At 70.6% G+C, this 17,962-nt stretch carries 19 protein-coding genes and 2 pseudogenes; 9 read left to right on the forward strand and 12 right to left on the reverse strand.

Annotation, left to right across the window (positions count from 1 at the left end):
• Positions 1-13: 13 nt before the first annotated feature.
• The gene (locus QSK25_RS02630; RefSeq protein ID WP_285631972.1) at positions 14-1,699 is read right to left on the reverse strand and encodes a sensor histidine kinase; all 1,686 of its coding nucleotides are present in this window, start codon (positions 1,697-1,699) and stop codon (positions 14-16) included.
• Positions 1,692-2,372: a response regulator transcription factor gene (locus QSK25_RS02635; protein WP_285632967.1), complete on the reverse strand. Its 681-nt coding sequence runs from the start codon at positions 2,370-2,372 to the stop codon at positions 1,692-1,694. Before QSK25_RS02635 ends, QSK25_RS02630 begins: the two co-directional genes overlap by 8 nt.
• Before the next feature lie 203 nt (positions 2,373-2,575).
• Here QSK25_RS02635 and QSK25_RS02640 point away from each other — a divergent pair, with 203 nt between their 5' ends.
• The gene (locus QSK25_RS02640; RefSeq protein ID WP_285631974.1) at positions 2,576-3,046 is read left to right on the forward strand and encodes a hypothetical protein; all 471 of its coding nucleotides are present in this window, start codon (positions 2,576-2,578) and stop codon (positions 3,044-3,046) included.
• Positions 3,047-3,230: 184 nt separating this feature from the next.
• Here QSK25_RS02640 and QSK25_RS02645 read toward each other — a convergent pair whose 3' ends face one another.
• Entirely contained in the window at positions 3,231-3,359 is a 129-nt protein-coding gene (locus QSK25_RS02645; RefSeq protein ID WP_285631979.1) for a hypothetical protein, read from the reverse strand.
• A gap of 187 nt (positions 3,360-3,546) precedes the next feature.
• On the opposite strand from QSK25_RS02645, the gene QSK25_RS02650 reads away from it, so the two are divergent.
• The 3 genes from QSK25_RS02650 (at position 3,547) to QSK25_RS02660 (ending at position 7,227) form a co-directional block, all read left to right on the forward strand.
• Positions 3,547-4,653: a hypothetical protein gene (locus QSK25_RS02650; protein ID WP_285631982.1), complete on the forward strand. Its 1,107-nt coding sequence runs from the start codon at positions 3,547-3,549 to the stop codon at positions 4,651-4,653.
• A gap of 232 nt (positions 4,654-4,885) precedes the next feature.
• Positions 4,886-6,223, forward strand: coding sequence for a cytochrome ubiquinol oxidase subunit I (locus tag QSK25_RS02655; protein WP_285631985.1), 1,338 nt, complete (start codon positions 4,886-4,888; stop codon positions 6,221-6,223).
• Complete coding sequence (locus tag QSK25_RS02660; RefSeq protein WP_285631988.1) at positions 6,220-7,227, forward strand: cytochrome d ubiquinol oxidase subunit II; 1,008 nt, start codon at positions 6,220-6,222, stop codon at positions 7,225-7,227. The genes QSK25_RS02655 and QSK25_RS02660 overlap by 4 nt, the downstream gene beginning before the upstream one ends.
• Positions 7,228-7,278: 51 nt before the next feature.
• Here QSK25_RS02660 and QSK25_RS02665 read toward each other — a convergent pair whose 3' ends face one another.
• The 5 genes and pseudogenes from QSK25_RS02665 to QSK25_RS02685 all read right to left on the reverse strand — a co-directional run.
• Entirely contained in the window at positions 7,279-7,827 is a 549-nt protein-coding gene (locus tag QSK25_RS02665; protein WP_285631991.1) for a type 1 glutamine amidotransferase domain-containing protein, read from the reverse strand.
• Position 7,828: 1 nt separating this feature from the next.
• On the reverse strand, positions 7,829-8,983 hold the full coding sequence (locus tag QSK25_RS02670; protein WP_285631994.1) for a glutathione-independent formaldehyde dehydrogenase: 1,155 nt from the start codon (positions 8,981-8,983) through the stop codon (positions 7,829-7,831).
• A gap of 125 nt (positions 8,984-9,108) precedes the next feature.
• Positions 9,109-9,288 carry a DUF1931 family protein gene (locus QSK25_RS02675; RefSeq protein ID WP_285631996.1) on the reverse strand — a complete coding sequence of 60 codons (180 nt, stop codon included), beginning with the start codon at positions 9,286-9,288 and terminating at the stop codon, positions 9,109-9,111.
• A gap of 94 nt (positions 9,289-9,382) precedes the next feature.
• A pseudogene (locus QSK25_RS02680) lies at positions 9,383-9,541 on the reverse strand (DUF1931 family protein); the annotation flags it as partial.
• A 63-nt stretch (positions 9,542-9,604) separates the two neighbouring features.
• Positions 9,605-10,120, reverse strand: a pseudogene (locus QSK25_RS02685) (glycosyltransferase); the annotation flags it as partial.
• 45 nt (positions 10,121-10,165) lie between these two features.
• Here QSK25_RS02685 and QSK25_RS02690 point away from each other — a divergent pair.
• The 4 genes from QSK25_RS02690 (at position 10,166) to QSK25_RS02705 (ending at position 13,557) form a co-directional block, all read left to right on the forward strand.
• Positions 10,166-11,518, forward strand: coding sequence for a helix-turn-helix domain-containing protein (locus tag QSK25_RS02690; protein WP_285631999.1), 1,353 nt, complete (start codon positions 10,166-10,168; stop codon positions 11,516-11,518).
• Positions 11,515-12,069 carry an MEDS domain-containing protein gene (locus tag QSK25_RS02695; protein ID WP_285632001.1) on the forward strand — a complete coding sequence of 185 codons (555 nt, stop codon included), beginning with the start codon at positions 11,515-11,517 and terminating at the stop codon, positions 12,067-12,069. The genes QSK25_RS02690 and QSK25_RS02695 overlap by 4 nt, the downstream gene beginning before the upstream one ends.
• Before the next feature lie 54 nt (positions 12,070-12,123).
• On the forward strand, positions 12,124-13,164 hold the full coding sequence (locus tag QSK25_RS02700; RefSeq protein ID WP_285632003.1) for a hypothetical protein: 1,041 nt from the start codon (positions 12,124-12,126) through the stop codon (positions 13,162-13,164).
• A 105-nt stretch (positions 13,165-13,269) separates the two neighbouring features.
• A complete protein-coding gene (locus tag QSK25_RS02705) occupies positions 13,270-13,557 on the forward strand; it encodes an STAS domain-containing protein (protein ID WP_285632005.1) in 288 nt (95 codons plus the stop codon).
• Between the two features lie 57 nt (positions 13,558-13,614).
• On the opposite strand, the gene QSK25_RS02710 is transcribed toward QSK25_RS02705, so the two are convergent.
• A complete protein-coding gene (locus QSK25_RS02710) occupies positions 13,615-14,790 on the reverse strand; it encodes a zinc-dependent alcohol dehydrogenase (RefSeq protein WP_285632011.1) in 1,176 nt (391 codons plus the stop codon).
• Entirely contained in the window at positions 14,787-15,329 is a 543-nt protein-coding gene (locus tag QSK25_RS02715; protein ID WP_285632012.1) for an SRPBCC family protein, read from the reverse strand. The genes QSK25_RS02710 and QSK25_RS02715 overlap by 4 nt, the downstream gene beginning before the upstream one ends.
• A 182-nt stretch (positions 15,330-15,511) precedes the next feature.
• On the opposite strand from QSK25_RS02715, the gene QSK25_RS02720 reads away from it, so the two are divergent.
• Positions 15,512-16,597, forward strand: coding sequence for an Rv2629 family ribosome hibernation factor (locus QSK25_RS02720; protein WP_285632013.1), 1,086 nt, complete (start codon positions 15,512-15,514; stop codon positions 16,595-16,597).
• Here the strand turns inward: QSK25_RS02720 and QSK25_RS02725 are convergent.
• Together QSK25_RS02725 and QSK25_RS02730 are read right to left on the reverse strand one after the other, a co-directional pair.
• Complete coding sequence (locus tag QSK25_RS02725; RefSeq protein WP_285632016.1) at positions 16,585-17,145, reverse strand: DUF6292 family protein; 561 nt, start codon at positions 17,143-17,145, stop codon at positions 16,585-16,587. The two genes, QSK25_RS02720 and QSK25_RS02725, sit on opposite strands and share 13 nt — an antisense overlap.
• A 305-nt stretch (positions 17,146-17,450) precedes the next feature.
• Positions 17,451-17,891 carry an Hsp20/alpha crystallin family protein gene (locus QSK25_RS02730; protein ID WP_285632020.1) on the reverse strand — a complete coding sequence of 147 codons (441 nt, stop codon included), beginning with the start codon at positions 17,889-17,891 and terminating at the stop codon, positions 17,451-17,453.
• Positions 17,892-17,962 lie beyond the last annotated feature (71 nt).

A 17,962-nucleotide genomic window follows, 5' to 3' on the forward strand; every position in this document is an offset into this window, starting at 1 on the left:
GGAAGATGTGCGCTCAGCGTGCCGGAAGGGTGATCGTGAACGTCGTGCCGCGCCCGAGTTCGCTCTGTACGGTGATCGTGCCGTGGTGAGCGCTCACGATCGCCTGCGCGATGGCCAGGCCGAGCCCGCTGCCGCCGGTGTCGCGGGTGCGGGAGCGGTCCGCGCGCCAGAACCTGTCGAACACGTGCGGCAGGTCCTCGGCCGAGATGCCGGAGCCGGTGTCGACCACCTCGATCCGGCCGCCCGCCGAGACGATGCGGACCGTTCCGTCCGAAGGCGTGTAGCGGAACGCGTTGGTGACGAGGTTGGTCAGCACCTGCCGCAGCCGCACGGGGTCGGCGATCACGACACCGCCGCCCTCCACGACCAGGCCGGGGTGCGCGGCGGCCAGCTGCTCGAACAGGTCCCGCAGGTCGACGGGCTCGGGGTGCAGCCGCAGCTCGCCCGCCTCGGCCTGGGCCAGGTCCTGCAGGTCGTCGATCAGGCGTTGCAGCACCAGGGCCTCGTCGAGCAACGCCGTCAGCGTCGGGCGGTCCAGGTCGACCACGCCGTCGCGCGCGCCCTCGAGCCAGCTGCGGATCGTGCCGAGGGGGTTGCGCAGCTCGTGCGAGATGTCGCTGGTCATCGCCTTGCGCTGGGCGTCGGTGCGGGCCCGGTGCGCGGCCATGTCGTTGAACGCCCGCGCGAGCTGGCCGATCTCGCTGCGCGACCGGATGTCCACCTGGGCGTCGTCGCCGTGCCGCAACTGCTCGGCGGCGGCGGTGAGCGTGCGCAACGGCCTGGTCATGCGAAGTCCGACGAGCACGCTGACCCCGACCGTCAGGATCAGCACGACGGCCGCGACCAGCACGATCCGGCCGACGTCGAACCGCAGCACGGTCGCCTGGGTGGTCTTGCCGGCCGCGTCGGTGACGAACAGCAGCGCGGGCGGTGCCACGTACGGCCGCAACTGGGTGCGGCGGGCGCTGGCCGTGCACTCGGCGTTGGACGAGACGGGCCTCCACGACGCGTCCATCGTGATCTTCTCGGCGGGCAGGCCGCGCTGCTGGAGGCATTCGTTGACGAGGAGGCCGAGCTCGTTGAACGCGGCGGACTCGCCCGGTGTGAGCGTGCTCAGCCGGGTCCCCACCTCGGTGCAGACGGGGCTGGCCGGCCGGGCGGCGGTCCTGTCCACGTTGAGGATCGGGCGCCCCCACGCGGTCGTCCGCGGTGGCGTGGTCTCCGCCGCCTGCGCGGCGGACTCGCAACGGGCCGTGTACAGCTCGGCGTCCGCGTCCAGGCCCTCCTTCTCCTGCGGGGTGAGCGCGAAGGGGCCGGCGATGCGCGCGTCGATCCGGTCCTGGGGCGCGTCCTGGGCCTGGGCGAGGTCCAGTTCCAGCGGGTTGATCACGGCGGACGGCGTGGCGGGCAGCTGGGAGGGGTCGAGGTCGGCACCGGTGTCGGCGATGACCTCGCGGTCCGCGGTGGTGAGGATGAGCCGGCGGGTGCCGGACGGCAGGGTGACGCCGTTCCAGTCGCGGTGCCGCACGGCGAACGTGATCAGCTCGCGGTAGGTGGCGGCGTCGCTCTCGACCGCGTTGCCGAGTTCCTGGCGGATCGACGTCGACGTGCTCTGGGCGACGAGCCACGCGGTCGCCGTGATCGAGCAGAGCGCGACGAGCACCGACGCGGCCAGCAGCCGCGCGAGAACGCTATGCACCCGAGCCGTCCACCAGCTTGTAGCCCACGCCGTGCACGGTCAGCAGGTACGCGGGCTTGCGCGGCTGCACCTCGATCTTCTTGCGCAGGTTCATGACGTGGGCGTCGATGGTGCGGACCGTGATGTACCCGTCGAGCCCGTGCACCGCGCTGAGCAGCTGCGCGCGGCTGAACACCCGGCCGGGGCTCGCCGCCATCGTGTGCAGGATGCGGAACTCCGACGCCGTGCAGTCGGTCACCTCTCCGCGCACCCGCACCTCGTGCCGGTCGGGGGCGACGGTGAGCTCGCCCAGCGACAGGTCGTTCGTGGACGTCCGCTGCACCCGCCGCAGCAACGTGCGCACGCGCGCCACCAGTTCGCGCGGGCTGTAGGGCTTGGTGACGTAGTCGTCGGCGCCGAGGTCGAGGCCGTGCAGCAGATCGTCCTCAGTGGACTTGGCGGTGAGCATCAGCACCGGGATGTCGGTCTCGTTGCGCAACGTGCGCACGACTTCCAGCCCGTCGACCTTCGGCATCATCACGTCGAGGACGAGCAGGTCCGGCGGGTTGCGGCGGACCTCGTCGAGCGCGGCGGACCCGTCGTGCACGATCCGCACCCGGTAGCCCTCCTGGCGCAGGTACCGCCCGAGCATGTCGGCCTGCATCACGTTGTCCTCGGCCACCAGCACGCACATGCCCATACGTCGCAAGATAGTCACTCCCGGCGCCGCCGCACGGGATGAGGACCTGTTCCGCACAGGATGCTCACAACTCGCTGTCACGGTCGCTGCCATGCGGATACCCAGCGCGGTCGCGTCGCTGCTGCACGTTCGGCGGCATGACAGGATGTGCGCGGGAGCTCCCGCCAGTGGAGATCACCAGTGGGACGGAGTCCGTCATGATCACCGGCTTCGACACCGTCCTGCTCGCCGCGGGGCGCGCCGGTCCCGCTGTCGGCCGGTTCCTCGAGCAGTGGGGACGTGGGTGGCCCGACATGCGGATATCAGTCGGCGATCCGGCGCAGCCGCCGTTCGTCTCGTGGCGGGACACCCGCCCGGATGTTCCCGAGGCGTGCGGTGAGGTCCTGGTCGCCCGGGACGAGCGGATGGTCTCGGATTGGGACGACCACGGCTACGAGATACCGGGCTCGGCCGCCGGTCCTTTCGCCCTGCTGTACCAGCCGTGCCCGGCTCCGCAGTTCGAGGCACTGGTTCAGCGTGACCCCTATGCCAGGGGGCTTCCCTTCGATCCACACCCGGTCACGGTCGTGGCCACGGACCTGTCGCTGATCACCATCGTGACCCCGGACGACGACAGCGAGTTCTCCCAGAGCGTCATCAACGGCGTGATCGCCGCACTGGCACGGTGAAGACCCACGTCGGGCGGGTCGTACCCCTCGACCTGGAGCACCCGCTCCAGCGACTCACGGATGGCCGCCTCGTCATCCGCGATCATGATCCGCACCCGGCCCCGCCCCTCCGGTCGACGCTGTGGCCGCTCATCGTCCCCGACCAACCTGAGGCCACGATCAGAACGGCGCCGCTGTGCTGCCCTCAGGCCGTGTTCCGGTACGCGATGAGCTCGGTGATCGGGATTCCCGGAGTGCCGGGTGCGGCGACGGCCTGCTCGCGGCGGTTCGGTGAGCGGCGAACTGCGACGAGATGACCGCGCGGGCGGAGCACGTCGCGGTAGCCTGAGCCCTCGAATTCCAGGGATGGCGACCTCTCGCCGTGGACGCGGAGAACAGGGGCGACGCAAGGCGATGAGCCGCACCATCGTGATCTCCGGCGAGGCCGCCGGAGAGTCCTGCGTGGTGCCGGTCGACCTGCACGGGCCGGGCACCGCCGGAGCGCCGGGGCCGGTGTACCGGTGAGCCTGACCAGCCAGCTGCACCGCGGCGAGCTGGGCCGCTGGTGTGCGGTGACGTTCCCCGGCACGCCCGAGGCCGCCCGTCAGGTCGCCGCCGCCGCCAGGTCCGCCGGAAAAGGCCTGGTCCGACCTGCTGGACGCCCCGACGGACGACACTGGGCCGACATCGGGGGAGCTTTCGGTCAACGCCTGGCGGACCTGGTCGACCCCGCCCCGCCGCACGCCGCGCTGCTGGGCATGATCCGGGCCGGATGGCTGTCGTTCGCCCAGGCGCACGCGGAGGCCGCCGCGTATCCGAGCCACCAGGAGCTCGACGGTGAACACCGCGCCCGTGCACTGTCGTTGCGCCGCACCCCGGACGGCTGGCTCGACCTGGGGCGGACCGGCGACGTCCGCGGCGTCGACCAGGCCGCGAGTGCCGTGCTGCGCGAACTCCTCGCCCGCACCCGCGCCTACCAGGCCACGCACGCCCCGGTCGGGCAGTTCGGTTCGGACGGCGCCGAGGCCGGGCTGGCCCGCTCGGCCTGGGTGATCTCCGCGTGCGAGGGCATCTACCGTTCCGGCGAGGTCGACGAGCGCCTGGCCCGTGCACTGCGCACCGGTGGCCGTCCCGAGGACCTGCGTGCCCTGCCCGGCGAGCAGGCGGTGACCGAGCTGGTCGAGCTGACCCGGCACGTCCGGCACACCGCGCTCGACGAGTTCCGGCGTCTGGCCGGCAGTCCTGGTCCAGGTGTTCCCCTCGGCGTCGCCGCCCCCACGTTCGTGCCGAACTGGGCCGACGGCGACCTGCTGGTGGGCACCGGCAGCGAGACGGTGCTGGTCGACGTCAAGACGGTGATGTCGGTGGCGGACCCGGCCAGGGTCTCGCGGTGGCTGTGGCAGGTTCTGCTGTACGCGTGGCTCGACACCGATGACCTCCACCACGTCCGCGCCGTGGGGCTCTATCTCGCGCGGCACGGAGCCCTGGTCACGTGGGGTCTCGACGAGCTTGCCGAGCTGCTGCTCGCAGACACCGGCGGTGAGCACCGGGAACGGACCCGCCGCGAGTTCGAAGCGCTTGCGGCCAGGGTCGTCACCGCTGAGGGTGGACGCTTCCCGATCGGCTGAACGCCCAGGTCCGCTGTGGTGGATCGCGCGGTCGAGACCTGGAGGAGGACTTCTCCCTGCCACGTCGGGGAGTTCGTCCGCCGAGCCGGCCACGAAGCGGGTTCGCGCTGCGCTTTGCGGACCCTTCGAACAGCAGCGAGCCGCAGACGGGCGCGACGAAGTGCGTGGGGCCGTTTGGCCGTGGGGAGCGCGGGTAGTCCGGCCACGTCGGGCGACGTTGGTGGGGAGGATCGTGCTGGAGTTCCTGGCGGACGCGAGCGAGAACCTGTATCCGGCGCGGATGCAGATGGCGCTGTCGCTGGGGTGGCACATCGTGTTCGCCTGCTTCGGCATCGCGTTCCCGGCGATCGTCGTGTTCGTCGAGTGGCGGGGTCATCGGCGCGGTGACGAGGTGTTGATCGCCTTGGCGCACAAGTGGGCCAAGGCGATGGCCGTGTTGTTCGCCGCGGGTGCGGTGTCGGGCACGTTGCTGTCGTTCGAGATGGGGATTCTCTGGCCGGGGCTGATGGGCCGGTTCGGTGAGGTGTTCGGGTTCCCGTTCGTGCTGGAGGGGTTCGCGTTCTTCGTCGAGGCCATCTTCGTCGGCGTCTACCTGTTCGGCTGGAACCGGTTGTCGCCGCGGGCGCACATGTTCAGCGCGCTGCCGATGGTGGCGGCGGGCATCGTGGGGGCGTTCTGCGTGGTGTCCGCCAACGCGTGGATGAACAACCCCACCGGGTTCCGGCTGGACGAGCAGGGGAACGTGGTCGACGCGAGGCCGTGGTCGGCCATGTTCGGTCCGTCGACGTGGGCGCAGTTCGTCCACATGTGGCTGGCCGCCTTCATGGTGACGGGGTTCCTGATCGCCTCGGTGTACGCGGTGGGCATGTTGCGCGGCCGGCGGGACCGCTACCACCGGGCGGGTCTGCTCATCCCGCTGACCGTCGCGGCTCTGGCGACGCCGGTGCAGATCGGCGTGGGGGACTGGATCGCGAACGTGGTGGCCGACAACCAGCCCGCGAAGCTCGCGGCGATGGAGGGCCAGTACGAGACGACTTCGGGCGCCGGGTTGTCCCTCGGTGGCCTCTACCGGGACGACCGGTTGCACTACGCCGTCGAGATCCCGTACGGGCTGTCGTTGCTGATCCACCACGACCCGGACGGCGTCGTGCCCGGCCTGGAGGAGGTGCCGGCCGACGAACGGCCGCCGGTCAACGTCGTGCACCTCGCCTACAACGCCATGGTCGGCATCGGTGTCGCGCTGCTGCTCCTCAGCGCTTGGTACGGCCTGGTGTGGTGGCGGAGGCGGCGGCTGCCGGACACCGCGTGGTTCCTGCGCGCTGTCGCGGTGTCGGGTGCCGGGGCGGTGGTCGCGATGGAGGCCGGGTGGATCACCACCGAGGTGGGGAGGCAGCCGTGGGTGGTGTACGGCATCCTGCGCACCGCTGATGCCGTGAGTCCGGCGCCAGGGCTCGGCTGGGGCCTGGTCGCGGTGGCGGGCGTCTACACCGTGCTCACGGTCTTCACCGTGGTGGTGCTGCGCAGGCTGGCTCGCGATCGGGACACGCCGGTGCCGCAGGAGCAGCGGTGACTCTCGCGGAAGTGGTGCTCGCAGCCGCGTTCGCGGGTCTGGTGGCCTACGCGTTGTTCGGCGGCGCGGACTTCGGCGGCGGGGTGTGGGACCTGCTGGCGGGCGGCGCGGAACGCGGACACCGGGTGCGGGACCGGATCGAGCGGTCGATCGGCCCGGTCTGGGAGGCCAACCACGTGTGGCTGATCTTCGTGCTGGTGGTGCTGTGGACCGGCTTCTCCCGCGCTTTCGCCGCGGCGGTGACCACGCTGCACGTCCCGCTCACGCTGGCGGCGTTCGGCATCATCGCCAGGGGAGCGGCGTTCGCCTACCGCAAGAGCGTCAGCACGCCGGGCATGCGCCGTTTCTTCGGCGCCGCGTTCGCGTTGTCGTCGTTGCTGACGCCGTTCTTCCTCGGCGCGGTGGTCGGCGGTGTGGCCTCCGGCCGGGTCCCGCCCGGCATCGCCGAGGGCGACGTGGTGCGCAGCTGGGTCAACCCGACCTCGTTGCTGGGCGGCAGCCTCGCCGTGCTGGTCTGCGCGTACCTGGCGGCGGTGTTCCTGTGCGGCGACGCCCGCCGCGACGGTGAACACGACCTGGCCGACGCGTTCCGCCTGCGCGCCTTGGTGACGGGGGCCGTCACGGGTGCGGTGGGGCTGGCCGGGATCGCCGTCCTCCACGCCGACGCGCCGGAGTTGTTCGACGGACTCGTCGGACGCGGCCTGCCGGTCGTGGTGGCGTCCGTCGTCGCCGGGCTCGGCGCACTCGTCCTGCTGCTGACCCGCCGCTACACCCTCGCGAGGATCGCCTCCGCGCTCGCCGTCACGGCGATCCTGATCGGATGGGCGGCCGGCCAGTACCCGTACGTGCTGCTGCCGTCCCTGACCGTCGAGCAGGCCGCGACCGGCCGCAGCACTCTCCTCGCGCTGCTGGTGGCGTTGGGCGCCGGGGCCCTGATCCTGGTGCCGTCACTGACCTGTCTCTACGTGCTGTTCCAACGCCCACGCGCGGCCGGTCGCAAGTGAGGTGCTGGTCTTGGCGACGTCGCCGCCGGGACCAGCACCTCACCGCACCGCCTACGGGGCTTTGGCGAACTCCTGCACGATGCGCTCGCAGAAGGCCGGCAGGTCGTCGGGCGACCGGCTGGTGGTGATGTTGCCGTCGGTGACGACCTGCTCGTCGACCACCTCGGCCCCCGCGTTGCGCAGGTCGGTGCGCACGCTCGGCCACGAGGTCAGCCGGCGTCCGCGGGCGACGTCGGCCTCGACGAAGTTCCACGGACCGTGGCAGATCGAGGCCACCGGCTTGCCCGACTGGACGAAGTCGCGGACGAACCGCACCGCGGTGGGGTCCATCCGCAGCTTGTCCGGGTTCACCGTGCCGCCCGGCAGGAGCAACGCGTCGTAGTCGTCGACCGACACGTCGCCGACCAGCCGGTCCACCGCGAAGGTGCCGGCGTCCTCGAGGTCGTTGTTGCGCGCCTGGATCTCGCCCTCGGCGAGGGAGACCACGACAGTGCCGGCGCCGGCGTCGTCGAGCGCCTTCCTGGGCTGTTCCAGCTCGACCCGCTCCACGCCGTCGGCGGCGAGGATGGCGACCCTGCGTCCGTTCAGCTCCCCGGCCATGTCAGGCACCCGCCATCGCGGGGTGCAGGACGACCTTCGTCCAACCTTCGTCCCGCTTGTCGAAGTGCTCGTACGCCTCCGGTGCGCGGTCGAGGGGCAGCTCGTGGCTGACGATGAACGACGGTTCGGCCTTGCCTCCGGCGATCAGGTCGCGCAGCTGGCGGTTGTACTTCTTGACCGGGGCCTGGCCGCTGCCGATGTGCTGGCCCTTGAACCAGAACATGCCGTAGTCGAAGGCGAGTTTGCCCTGCTTGGCCAGCTCGTCGCTCGCGCCGGGGTCCTCGGGCACGAAGACGCCGACGTTGCCGATCTTCCCGGTGAACCGGACGGAGGCGACGAGCCGGTTCATCGTCAGGGCGGGGTCCTCCTTGCCGTCGGGATCGTGCGCCTGGTAACCGACGCACTCGCAGCCGTTGTCGGCGCCCAGCCCCAGCGTCTCGTCCAGCACCGCCTGCACCGGGTCGACCTTCGAGTCGTCGATGGCGATCGCGCCGATCGACTCGGCCAGCCGCAGCCGGTCGGGGTTCCGGTCGACGACCATCACCTTGCCCGCGCCCCGGATGGTGGCCGAGAGGGCGGCCATCAGCCCGACCGGGCCCGCGCCGTAGATGACCGTCTGGTCGCCCGGTTTCACGCCGGCCAGCTCGGTGGCGTGGTAGCCGGTGGGGAAGATGTCGGCGAGCATCACGTAGTCGGTCTGGCGTTCCTCGGCGTCCTCGCCCAGCCGCAGGCAGTTGAAGTCGCCCCACGGCACGCGCAGGAACTCGGCCTGCCCGCCCGCCCACGGGCCCATGTCGGCGAAGCCGTACGCGGCGCCCGCCATCTTCGGCTCCGGCTGGGCGGTCAGGCAGTAGTTCGTCAGCTGCCGCTCGCAGTTCTTGCAGTGCCCGCACGCGACGTTGAACGGCAGGACGACCCAGTCGCCCACCTGGACCTTGTCGACGCCGGTGCCGACCTCGACCACCTGACCCAGGTTCTCGTGCCCGAACCAGCGCCCGGTCTCGAAGTCGGTGCGGCCCTCGTACATGTGCAGGTCCGAACCGCAGATGTTCGCGGACGTGATCCGCACCAGCACGTCGGTCGGCCGCTCGATCCGCGCGTCCGGTACGTCCTCGACCCTGACATCTCGCGGTCCCTCGTACACCACTGCCTTCACGACTACCTCCTAGTCCTGGGTGACTGCCTCCTCTCAGGCAGACCCGTCAGGGCCGAATACCCTTGAGAAACCGTCCAAACCAGTTGTCCACTGTGGATGAAGTCCGCACGTTTGCCGCCCACCCGTCACAGCAGCAGGTCGAACAGGCGGAACGCCGCCTCCCAGTGCGTGGTCCGCGGGTTGGTGAGGTCCGGCTCGATGATCTTGAAGGTGTGGGCGAGCCCGAGGCTGATCCCGCCCGCGATGCGCGGCACCCAGTCCTCGGCCTCCTCGGACAGGGTGATGTCCGGTGGCCGCGGCGCCATCTCGTCGAGGACGTCCTCGAGCTCGGCGAAGACCCCTGTCGAACTCGCGGATGCGTTCCTGCAGGCCTTTGGTGATCGGGAAGTCGTAGGCCTGCACCACGTCGCGTGCGTTGGTCTTCGCCGTGACTGCGGCCATCAGGTACATGTCCTGCAGTTGCTGATCGATGAACTCGTTGTAGCGCTTGAGGTCCTCCTTGTCGACGTCGAGGCCTGCCGCGGTGCGGAAGAAGTGTTCGAACCTGGTTACGTTCATGACGGGCACGGTGAGCTCCTACGTGTTGGGGGCGTGTCATTCACTGCGTGCAGGGACGCGGTTTCACCGTCCGCTGACCAGTTCGAGACCGCGTCCGTCGCGTGTGGCCGCTCGTGCCACGACCGATCGGTAGACCGACTCGTAGCGCCGCGCCATCAGCGAGACGTCGAAGCGCCGCTCGGCGTCCGCCCGGCACCGTGCGGGACTCAGCGATCCGGCCCGGCGCAGTGCGTCCACGAGTTCGTCGTGGATGTCGCACACCCAGCCGGTCTCGCCGTGCGTCACCACTTCCGGCACGGAGCCCCGACGCAGTGCCACCACCGGTGTCCCGCATGCCAGCGCCTCCGCCATCACGAGGCCGAACGGCTCCTCCCACTGGATCGGGAACAGCAGGCACCTGGCCGCGGCGAGCAACGCGAGTTTGCGCTCGCGGTCCGCCTCGCCGAGCCACTCGACGCCGTCGCCCTCGACGAGCAACGGTTCCACCACTTCGTCGAAGTAGCGGATCTCGTCCCGTTCACGGCACTTCGCCGCGATCAGCAGGCGGACACCCGCCGCTCTGGCCGCCTTGATCGCTTCGTGATCGTCAGCGGCCTCGTGCAGGTGCTGGAGAACGGTGCAGTGGTGCGGACCCACGGGCCGGGCCGGTTCCTCGGCGAACTCGGTCTGCTGGAAGGACAACCGTCGTTCGTGACCGCCGTCGTCGCGGAGCCCGGCGAGGTCGTCCTGCTGACCGCGCACCAGCTGAACGAGCTGGTGCGCACCGATCCCGACCTCGGCGACCTGGTCCTGCGGACCTACCTGACGCGGCGGGCCGTGCTGATCGGCAGGGGCGGCGGGCTGCAGATCGTCGGCTCGTGCTTCTCCCCGGACACCAAGCGGCTGCTGGAGTTCGCCGCGCGCAACCGGATTCCGCACCGGTTGGAGGACAAGTTCGGCAACCTGCGCGCGTGGGCGGGACCGGGCCTTCCGGACCCCTATCCGAAGGTGCCCGCGCGGCGCAGGGAGGACCTGTTGCGCCGCGCCGCCCGCCTCACGTACCCGGTGCGAGAGAAGGACCGGCTGATCTCGCTGGTGAAGCCGCACCACGAGGTGCTGGGCGTGGTCGTCCTGGTCGATCCGGCGAAGTCCGCGCGCGATCAGGAGGTCTTCACGCTGGAGTACGGCACGACGGTGCTCGCGCTCGAACTGGCTCACCAGCGCAACCTCGCCGAGATGGAGCTGCGGTTGCACCGCGAGCTCCTCGACGACCTGGTAGCCGGCACCGACAACGCCAGCGCCTACGCCCGTGCCGACGCGCTGGGGCACGACCTGCGGGGAACACACCACGTGCTGGTGGTCCAGTGGGGCGCCGACCGGACCGACGCCGCGCTCTCGGACGCGCTGTTGCACGCGATGGTCGAGCTGGAGTGGAGGGCGCTGTGCACACGCCGTTCCGGCGTCATGGTGGTGCTGGTCTCCGGCCATCCGGACGGTGAGGCGCTGTTCCGGTCCGTGGCGAACCGACTGGGCACCGACACGGGAGTGGTGGCCATCGGCGGCAGCTGCGAGACGCCGGACGGGCTGCCGCGCTCGTTCACCGAGGCGGTGCGCACGCTGCGCATCCGGCAGGCCTCGGGCACTCCCCGGGGTGTGGCGTCGTTCAGCCAGCTCGGCCTCTACCGCATCCTCGACGCGGGGGAGAGCCGCGCCGAGGTCACGTCGTTCGTGCGGCAGTGGCTGGGCGCCCTGATCGACTACGACGACGCACGGGACGCGGACATGGTCCGGACGCTCTCTCACTTCCTGGAGTGCGGCGGCAGCTACGACAGGACCGCGTCCGCGCTGACGATCCACCGCAGCACGTTGCGGTACCGGCTGAGCAGGATGCGGGAGATCAGCGGGTTCGACCTCGGCGACGTGGAGACCCGGTTGAACGTCCACGTCGCGGCTCGAGCGTGGCACGTGTTGCGGGGCCAACCGCTGGAGGGCCGGTGACGACGGCCGTGTTCGACGGCGCACCGCTCGAGATGCACTCGCACCTGTGCGTGTTCCACCACGGCCCGGCCGAGCGGGACGAGCTGCTGATCCCGTTCCTGGCGGACGGCCTTCGCCGCGGCGAAGCCTGCCAGTACTTCGCCGCGGCGGGGGAGAGGGCCGGCGCGGAGCGCGAGCTGGGAGGCCCGGGTCCCCGGCTCGAGGTGAACGAGGCGGCAAGCCGTTACCGGTGCGACGACGCCCTGGACAGCGACGCGTTCATGGCGGAACTGGACGACTGGACGCGCGAACAGGGCACTCCCTGCCGCGTCGCGGGCGACATGCGCTGGGCCGGGAGGTCGCTGAGCCGGCCGGGACAGCTCGACGCGCTCTTCCAGCACGAGATGAACGCGAGCAGATGGGTGTCCACGCGCCCGGTGTACGCGTTGTGCTTCTACGACCTCGACCTGTTCGACGGTGACGTGATCGTCCCGATGGTGAACGCCCACCCGCAGATCTGGATGATCGGTGTGCTCCTCGACAACCCCTACCACCAGCGGCCGACGCCGTGACCGTGGTCAGAACGCGGTCGAGTATCCGGGTATTCGCCGGGTACTCGACGGCACATGCAGAAAACCGTTGTGCTTGGTCTGCTCGCCGATCCCGGCCTGGCGACCGACATCGTGGAGGACCTGGCCGAAGATCTGCCGCGGCGCCTGAGCCGGGACGTGGACGCCGACGTGCGTTGGCGGGTGGTGCCGGTCTGCGACCAGTTCGCCGCCGACGAGCACGGCTCGGTGCGGCACGTGGTGCAGGCGGTGCGGGACCAGGTCGTGGAGGAGCGGTGCGACCTGTGGGTGTGCCTGACCGATCTGCCGCGCAGGGACGGCACCGATCCGGTGGTGGCGGACGCCAGTGCCGACGACGGGCTGGCCGTGGCGTCGCTCCCGGCTCTCGGCGGCTGGGGGCTGCGCCGCAAGACCGGTGACGTCGTCAGCGCCGTCGTCGCGGAGCTCAGGGACCGCGAGGTCCCGATGAAACGGCTCGCCCGGCGGGTGGACTCACCGACCGACGACATCGGTGTGCGTTTCGTGGCGCCCGGCCTGCGCGGCCGGGCGCGGATGTTCGCGGGCATGGTGCGCGCGAACCGGCCGTGGCGGCTCGCGATGGGGCTGTCCAGCATGCTCGTCGCCGCCTTCGGCACGGGGGCGTACACGTTGATCAGCCCGACCATGTGGATGCTCGGCGCCCAGTCGAGCGTGGTCAGGCTGCTCGCGGCGATGCTGTTGTCGATCACCGCCATGGTCACGTGGCTGGTCGTCACCCACAAGCTGTGGGAGCGGCCGTCCGACGCGGAGGGCAAGGAGCGGGCGCGGCTGTACAACCTCACGACGGTGGTCACGCTGGTGCTGGGGATCTCCACCTTGTACGCGGCGTTGTTCCTGGTGGTGCTCGGGGCGGCGGCGCTCGCGCTCGAACCGTCCGTGATGGCACAGCAGATCGGCCACTCGCCGGCCTTGCGCGACTACCTGGGTCTGGCGTGGCTGGCCGCGTCGGTCGCGACCGTGGCGGGTGCGCTCGGTGCGCGCCTGGAGAGCGACGACGCGGTGCGCAACGCCGCCTACGGTTATCGACAGCAGGAACGCCGCGAGAACCTCCAGAAGTGACCTCGCAGGACCACAGTCCGCTGTGGAGTTCCGCCTCGCGGACCGAAGCGCCGCGCAGGCGTGGTGCGAGACCGTCTTCCTCCCGAAGAGCTGCTGGAGGTGAGCATGGTGGTTCCCGTCGCCGTCGCGAAGGTGATCAGAGTCCGTGTGAGTGGGGAGATCGACGCGTCCACCGTGGACCTGCTGGTCCGCGCGATCGAGCCCCATCTGGACATTTCGAACGCGAGGATCTTGGTGGACCTGAGCGAGGTCACGTTCCTGGGAACCGCCGGCCTGAGGGCGCTGGCACGGGCCGAGCAGTACGCGCGCAGGGTGGGATCGGAGCTGTGCCTGCTCGGTCCCACCACCGCTGTGCGGCGATCGCTCGCGCTGCTGGACCTGCTGCGTGCGTGACCTGCCGGCGCGCTTTCGGTCACCGCGGCGGGAACGGTGGCCGAAAGCGCTTTCCCGTCAGGGTTTGAGGACGACCTTCTCGCAGTCGTCCTGCTTGTTCTTGAACATCTCGAAGCCGCGCTCCGCCTCCTCGAGCGAGAGGGTGTGGGTGATGATCCGGGTCGGATCGAGCTCCCCGCGCTCGATGCGCTCCAGCAGCGGCTTCATGTAGCGCTGGACGTGGCACTGCCCGGTGCGCAGGGTCAGCGAGCGGTTCATCCACGCGCCGGCCGGGAACTTGTCGACCAGCCCGCCGTAGACGCCGATCACCGAGACGACACCGCCGCTGCGGCACGACATGATCGCCTGGCGCAGCGCGTGCGGGCGGTCGGTCTCGGACTTGACGGCCTGCTTGACCCGGTCGTAGGCGGAGATGTGCGCGCTGCCGTGCGTGGCCTCCAGCCCGACGGCGTCGATGCACTTGTCAGGTCCGCGCCCACCGGTCAGCTCGAGCAACCGGGACCGCACGTCGACCTCCTCGAAGTTCACGGGGACGTGACCGGCCCGTTCCGCCATCCGCAGCCGGTAGGGCTCCTTGTCGATGGCGATGACCTTCGCGGCGCCGAGGACCCTGGCGCTGTCCATGGCGAACTGGCCGACCGGGCCGGCACCCCAGACCGCCACCACGTCGCTGGGCTGGATGTCGCACATGTCGGCACCCATGTACCCGGTGGGCAGGATGTCGGAGAGGAACAGCACCTGCTCGTCGGTCAGGTCCGACTCGATCTTCAACGGACCGACGTCGGCGAACGGCACGCGCGCGTACTGCGCCTGCCCGCCCGCGTACCCGCCGGTCAGGTGCGAGTAGCCGAAGATCCCCGCGACCGGGTGCCCGAACATCTTCTCCGCGATCCCGGCGTTGGGATTGGTGTTCTCGCAACAGGAGTACAGCTCGGCGGCGCAGGCGGCACACGCACCGCAGGCGATGGGGAACGGCACGACGACCCGGTCGCCGACGCTCAGGCGGTCCGCGGCGACGCCGGAGCCGACCTCGACGACCTCGCCCATGAACTCGTGCCCCAGCACGTCGCCGTCCTGCATGGTCGGCACGTAGCCGTCGACCAGGTGCAGGTCCGAGCCGCAGATCGCGGTGGAGGTGATCCGGACGATGGCGTCACGGCTGTTGAGGATCTTCGGGTCCGGCACGTCGCGGACCTCGACCTTGTTGCGGCCCGCCCAGGTGTTCGCCCTCATGCGTCCGGTCCCTTCTCCCACTCGGCGTCCGACAGCGGCTGCGCGGGCCGCTGGGGGAACTCCTTGCGCGCCCGCTTGCCCCACGGCGCCCCGTCGGACCGGACGACCTCACCGGTCTCCAGCACCTGCTTGAACCGGCGCAGGTCGTCGTCGAGCTGCTGGTGTGGTTCCTCACCGAAGTACCGGGCGACCGCCTTGCCGATCGCGCCGCCCGGGATGTCGTAGACCAGTCCGACGTGGACCTCGGTGCTCTCGCCGTCCGGGGCGGGCACGAACAGGACCGTGCCGCCGTTGGGCACGTCGGCGTCCCCGGTCGAGCGCCAGGCGATCTTCTCGGCGGACACCTCTTCGGTGATCTCCGCGTCCCACTCGACGTTCTTCCCGAACGGGGCGTCGGCGACCCAGTGGCTCGTCCGTTCGCCGGTGGTGCGGACTTCCTCCAGATGTCCCATGAACGCCGGGAGGTTCCGCAGATCGCGCCAGAACGCGAACACCTCCGCCACGGGTTTGCGAACTGTGGTCGCAGCAGTCAGTTCCATGGATTCTCCTTCCCGTGCTCCGAACCGACGGAGCCGGTGGTCCTGGTTCGGTCAAAGCCGGGTCCGACCCGAACTACCCGTCGGAACTGCGCCTAACCTCCCCGGCCGATCCGAAACGCTCTGCCGGCAAAGCGGTTTCGCCGTGTAGACGCCCGGACAGCGGGAACACCCGGCACATGGACATGTCGAAGTTGCGAGACGTAGCCACGGCGCCCGGTCCGTTCGCATCGGTCTACCTCGACGCGTCGCACGACACGGAGGACGCGGCGAAGGTGGACGAACTGCGCTGGCGGGGACTTCGCGACCAGCTCGCGGACCAGGGCGCACCGGAGGAGACGCTCGCCGCCCTGGACGAGGCCGTGTCTGCGGCCGACCCGCCTGCCGGCAAGGCCGGACGCGTGCTGATCGCCTCGGGCGCGACGGTGGTGGTGGACACGCTTCTGCCGTTGCCGCCGCCCGTCGACACCACGCGGTTCTCGCCGTTGCCGGACCTGCTGCCGCTCGCCTCCTACCTGCCACCGCCCCTGCCGCACGTCGTCGTGGTCGCCGACTCGTCCGGCGCCGACCTGCACTCGTTCGACGGGCGGGTGGACCTGGTCGAGTCCGTGCGCGGCAGGCAACACCCCCTGCACAAGATCCGCGGTGGGGGATGGGCGCACAAACGGATGCAGCAGCGCGTCGAAGACACCGTCAAGCACAACGTGAAGCAGGTGGCCGAAGAGGTCGAAAGGCTCGTGCGTGAGGTACGCGCCGAACTGGTCGTGCTCGGCGGTGAGGTGCAGGCGCGCAGCGCGGTGCACAACGAGCTCGGCCTCGACGACGATCTGGTCGTGGAGGTCGAAGGCACCGGTCTGACCGCGGGCACCGATGACGAGGAGTTCGACAACGCCGTGCGCGCCCTTGTCGCACAACGCCAACAGCAGCACGACGCGGAGGCCGTCGACCGGTTCCGCGCCGAGCTGGGCAGGGACGGGCTCGCGGTCGAGGGCCTCGCCGAGGTCGCGGACGCGCTGCGACAGGCCAATGTGGACACGTTGGTGGTGAACACCGGCGTCCTCGCGGACCACCTGGTGTGGACGAGTGATCGCCCCGATCAGATCGCCGTCGGCGAGGCCGACGTTCGTCAGGGCGCTTCAGCCGAGGTGGCCCGCAACCGCGCGGACGACGCGTTGGCGCGTGCGGCGGCGGTGACCGGTGCGAACGTGGTCGTCGGTGATGACATCGAATTGAGGCAAGGTGTCGGAGCCCTCCTGCGTCACCGCCCCTGAGCGCTCCCCGTGACGGTCGCGTGGCCCGCGCTGGGACGACTCGGCTCCGGCAGGCCCGCCAGCCGTCGCGCGAGTGCGGACTCCGACATGGCCCGCAGACCCGCGGGTGGGGCGGAGCAGCGGCCGGCCAGGACGGCCCGGGCGAACGAGACGACCGCCGCCGGTTCGGTCAGCACGTCGCCCCCCAGGGACGCCGTGATCAGCAGGTCCTCGCCGCAGCCGCTCTCCACCGCGACCGACCAGCCCTGGTCGGCGGACCAGATCAGCGCGGCGTCCTGCCCGGGGTGAGCGGTCAGCGGGTGTTCCAAGGCGATGTAGGCGCTGGGCGCGTCCGCCCACTCGGACCAGACCGCCTCCGGCCCGACGTCCAGTGCGGCGGCGATCTGCAGGACGTAGCGACGCAGGCCGTGCTCGGCGAGTTCGGCCACGACCTCGTCGTTCGCGGGCAGTTCGTCGCACGAGGTGACGGGCATCGTCGCGGTGGCGTGCCCCTGGTGCCGCCGGGGAGCGGGGAGGCAGGGGTGTGAGGTGGCCAGATTCGTGATCACTCGGGTCCTCGGCGGTGCGCGTGTTCGGCATGAGCGTTCGTGGCTCATGGGCTGTCGTGCTCTGGCGATCTGGTGTCGGGGGTGGTCCCGGCTCTCCGCCGGGACCACCCGGTGGTGAACGAGGCTGCCAGCGCGGCTCGCCGGGTCACACCGCTCGGTAGGCGGTCACGGGCCTGCCGTGCAGACCTGCGGTGTCTCGGTCGTCATGGCGAGCGACCTGGCAGCACGCTCCGGTCGGGCTTCGGGTCTCAGGCGATCACCCCCTTTCCGGCGGTCCGCTGCGGTGCACCGCGTCACCTCACCGGTCAGGCTTCGATCTCCTCGCGGGTGGCCGGTTCCCGGCCGATCTGGATCCTGCGCGGCTTGGCCTGCTCCGAGACCGGGATGCGCAGGGTCAGCACGCCGGCGTCGTAACCGGCCCTGATCCGGCCGGTGTCCAGGGTGTCGCCGAGGAACAGCCGGCGGGAGAACACGCCCAGCGGGCGTTCGGCGACCTGCATCTCCACCGCGTCGGCGGACGGGGCGGGCCTGCGCTCAGCCTTGAGGGTGAGCACGTCGTGCTCGACGGTCAACTCGATCGCGTCCGGATCGACGCCGGGAAGGTCGAAGGCGACGACGAACTCGTCCCCGGCGCGGTGGGCGTCCATCGGCACCGCGGTGGGGCGCGACCAGGTTCCGGTGGCGTTGCCGGGCACCTGCTGCTTCACCCGGTCGAGATCCCGGAACGGGTCGGTGCGCATCAACATGACATCCCTCCCTGCTGTGGTCGTTGGTGTCAACGCGCGACACAGGTATAGCACGTCATCGGAATGACGAC

It is taken from the genome of Lentzea sp. NBRC 102530 (assembly GCF_030269365.1).
GTDB lineage: Bacteria > Actinomycetota > Actinomycetes > Mycobacteriales > Pseudonocardiaceae > Lentzea.